The 3,935-nt window shown below is 40.1% G+C and carries 3 protein-coding genes; 1 reads left to right on the top strand and 2 read right to left on the bottom strand.

Annotated elements, in window-relative coordinates; genetic code table 11:
• Positions 1-155 precede the first annotated feature (155 nt).
• Positions 156-791, bottom strand: a complete 636-nt coding sequence (locus AC06OU_RS15675; RefSeq protein ID WP_169360460.1) for a redox-sensing transcriptional repressor Rex — start codon at positions 789-791, stop codon at positions 156-158.
• Between the two features lie 127 nt (positions 792-918).
• Between AC06OU_RS15675 and AC06OU_RS15670 the strand changes: the two genes are divergently transcribed.
• Positions 919-2,850 (top strand): ABC-F family ATP-binding cassette domain-containing protein, encoded by a 1,932-nt coding sequence (locus tag AC06OU_RS15670; protein ID WP_475857020.1) that lies wholly within the window; start codon positions 919-921, stop codon positions 2,848-2,850.
• 501 nt (positions 2,851-3,351) lie between these two features.
• Here AC06OU_RS15670 and AC06OU_RS15665 read toward each other — a convergent pair.
• On the bottom strand, positions 3,352-3,935 hold a 584-nt coding region (locus tag AC06OU_RS15665), incomplete at its 5' end, for a tRNA (adenosine(37)-N6)-threonylcarbamoyltransferase complex transferase subunit TsaD (RefSeq protein ID WP_475857018.1).

Genomic DNA, 3,935 nt, shown 5'->3' with positions numbered 1-3,935 from the left:
CTTGCTAGAGAATATACGAATAAGCCTTCGGCTAAATTATAGTCGAAGGCTTTTTTCTTAGATATTTTTGTGGGAAAAAGCTCCGGTGGCTGAGGAGCTGCCTCCTCGCATTTTCCCATTTGCCTGTCGGGGCAGTGACAGGCGCCTTCGCTTTTCTATATATCGTTTCGAATCATATAGATTAGTGTTTGAAGTTCTACAGAAAGGTCAATCGTATGTACGCGAATCTCATCAGGTGTGCTGATTGGAACAGGAGTGAAATTTAAAATCCCCTTTACATCTGATCCAACTAGGAGGTTGGCCACCTCTTGGGCAGAACGACTTGGTAGAGTGAAAATTACTAATTCAATTCCGTATTCCTTAAGCTTTTCTAGCATCACACTTGAATGAAAAACTGGGATATCGCTAATAATGGTTCCTTCAAGTGGCGCCTTCGTATCAAATGCCACTACTATTCTTGTATTATGGTTTTTTTGAAAGTTATATTTAACAAACGCTGTCCCTAAGCTACCAACACCTATCAATGCAACCTTCGCTGCTTCGTCTTGATCTAGTGTTTTTCTGAAAAACTCTAATAAATGCGGTACATCGTAGCCATAGCCTTTCTTACCTAATGCACCAAAATGAGAAAAGTCTCTCCGGATGGTTGCCGAGTCGATTTTCATCGCTTCACTTAGCTGTTGGGATGAAATACGTTTATGCTCTGCATTGTGAAAGCTTTGTAAAAATCTATAATATAAAGGAAGTCGTTTCATTGTCGCTTGAGGAATGCGAGGTACATCACGTTTCATAAGTATCCTCCTAATGTATAAGGCAAATTCATTTTTTCATGTTACCTTTCTTTCATTGTAAAGGGAGAACGTTGCAACGACAAGTCCTATCTATTACACTTAGGATAGAATTGAGGTGCAAATAATCGTGATCGTTTTACAAGTAAACCAAGTAACTAAATCCTTTAATGGGGAAGATATATTAACAAACGTAAAGCTAGAGGTTCAAGACCGTGACCGAGTTGCACTAGTCGGTCGTAACGGTGCTGGGAAATCTACCTTACTTAAAATAATTGCTGGAGAAATGTCCTATGATTCCGGTGACATTATCCTGCCAAAAAATATTAGACTAGGCTACTTAGAGCAGCATGCCGGTTTAGAATCCAAGCTGACCATTTGGGAGGAAATGAAATCCATCTTCAGTCATTTAATAGACTCCGAAAAAGAATTGCGTTCATTAGAAGCCCAAATGGCTGACCCTGCTGTCTATGAGGATTCAGAAGCCTATGCTAAAGTAGCTGCCACATATGACGAGCTACAGCTTGCATTTAACGAGGCAGGTGGCTATCGCTTTGAATCTGACATCCGCTCTATCTTACATGGGATGCAGTTTTTCCCAGATGACTATGACAAGCCTGTACAAGCATTATCTGGCGGACAAAAAACGCGCCTAGCTTTAGCTAAAATGCTATTAAGTAAGCCCGATTTACTCATACTTGATGAGCCTACAAACCATTTGGATATCCAAACACTAAGCTTCTTAGAAAACTATTTGAAAAACTATAGTGGAGCCATTTTAATCGTATCCCATGACCGGTATTTCCTAGATCAGGTTGTAAATCTAGTGTACGAGGTTTCTCGTCATAATGTTTCGAGATACGTTGGTAACTACAGTGCATATTTGACGCAAAAGGCAAAAAATTATGAGCTGGACAAGAAGAAATATGAAAAGCAGCAAGAGGAAAAGGCAAAGCTAGAGGATTTTGTTAGCCGTAACCTCGCTCGTGCCTCCACAACCAAGATGGCGCAGTCTAGAAGAAAGGTAATCGAGAAGACAGACTGGATGGATGCACCTGATGGCGATGAAAAATCTGCTAACTTTGGTTTTACCATTGACCGCCCAAGTGGCAATGATGTTCTGCGCTTAGAGGAAGTTGCAGTTGGCTACTCCAATAAAACCGTCTCCTCTAACATCTCATTTTCTGTGTACAAGCAGGATCGGATAGCATTAGTTGGACCAAATGGCGTCGGTAAATCCACCTTGCTGAAAACACTTATGAAGCAGCTTCCAACTGCTGATGGGCATATTCAATACGGGACGAATGTCCAATTTGGTTACTATGACCAGGAACAGGCAGCTCTTTCTGGCAATAAAACCGTTTTGAAAGAGCTATGGGATGAATGGCCTCTCATGAATGAAAAGGATGTTCGCAATGTACTAGGTCGCTTCCTGTTCTCTGGAGACGATGTGCAAAAAACCGTTTCTACTCTATCAGGTGGGGAAAAGGCTAGACTTGCCCTTGCCAAGCTCATGCTATTGAAATCAAATACGCTAGTTCTAGATGAGCCAACAAACCATTTAGATCTAGACAGTAAAGAAGTATTAGAAAATGCGTTGCTTGATTTCCCTGGTACAATTATTTTCGTGTCTCATGACCGTTATTTTATCAACCGAATTGCAACAAAGGTAATTGAACTCTCCTCCAAAGAAGCAACACTGTTTTTAGGTGACTATGACTATTATCTAGAGAAAAAGGAAGAGCTCGAGGAATTAGCAATGGAAAGCTCGATTGCACAAAATACAGTCGTCCAAAAGGTTAATACCTCGACAATTGATAAAGAAGCGAAGAAAAAGGAAAGACAAATTCGACGTCAAATCGATGAGCTCGAGGAACAAATTCCCGGTATCGATTCAGAAATTGCTTTAATCGAGGAAAAGCTCTGTGATCCGGAAGTATTTCAAGATCACGAGGCCGTCCAAAAATTACAGAATGAGCTGGATACCTTAAAGGGAAAGCAAGACACTATCTCCAACCAATGGCTGGAGCTACAGGAACAATTAGAAGAAATTACAGGGTAAGCCGAACGACTCGGTTTACCTTTTTTATATGGGGAAAAATATATATTGTCGAACTTTTTATTTTTGGGCTTAACTAATCAATTTATAATGATAACAGTCAGATTAATGGGACAAGCCAACAATTATTTAATTTATCGAGTCGGTTTATGGTACCAAGTTGTCTATTCGTTCTAACGGGATATACGTTACCCATGTTGTATTTTGTCGAACGATGGCATATATAGGTCAAGCCCCTTTTTCTTAAAAATCTTTTTCCACATATTTATTAACATCAAAAGTACTGTCATATCAATCTATCAACAGGTTTATCCACATTGTCCACAGATTAAAAACTTAGTTTTCCACAAGTTGTGAGTATAAATAACCACAATATATTGAAAACACACAACTTACTAACAAGTTATCAACAAATTGTGCATAAGTACGAATGTTCTCTATTGACAACCGAAATAATACATGGTAAAAAATCCTCCTTTCTTGTCGAAGAAAAGAGGATTTCGTTTAGTTCCAGCTATTTAATTCTAACCCAGGACGACCGTTCATCGCTAAATCCCCTGTTTGCCCAGCTGAAAATTTAGAGCTGCCAGCAGCAGCGATCATGGCTGCATTGTCCGTACATAATTTGATTGGAGGCACATAAAAAGGAATATTCTCTTTATGGAATGCTTCTTCCAATGAATTTCGCAGTCCTTTATTTGCTGCTACACCACCAGCAGCAATTACTTGCTTAACCTTAAATTCCCTAGCTGCACGAAGAGTTTTAGTAGTGAGCACTTCTATTACGCTCTGTTGGAAGCCTGCGGCAAGATGGTTAGGGTTGATTGCTTCCCCTCTTTGCTCCGCATTATGCTGATAATTGATGACTGCTGATTTTAAGCCACTAAAACTAAAATCATAAGAGCCTTCCTCTAGCCAGGCCCTTGGAAAAGGCACTGCTTGATCGCTCTCATTTGCTAGACGATCTATGTGTGGACCGCCAGGATAAGGAAGATTCAAGACTCTAGCTACTTTATCATAAGCTTCACCAGCAGCATCATCGCGAGTTTCTCCAATTAGCTCAAACTGACCGTCTTCCTTCATTAACA

Source organism: Psychrobacillus sp. (genome assembly GCF_056205495.1).
Note: the sequence above shows the minus strand (reverse complement) of the source record. Positions and strands in the feature narration are given on the sequence as shown.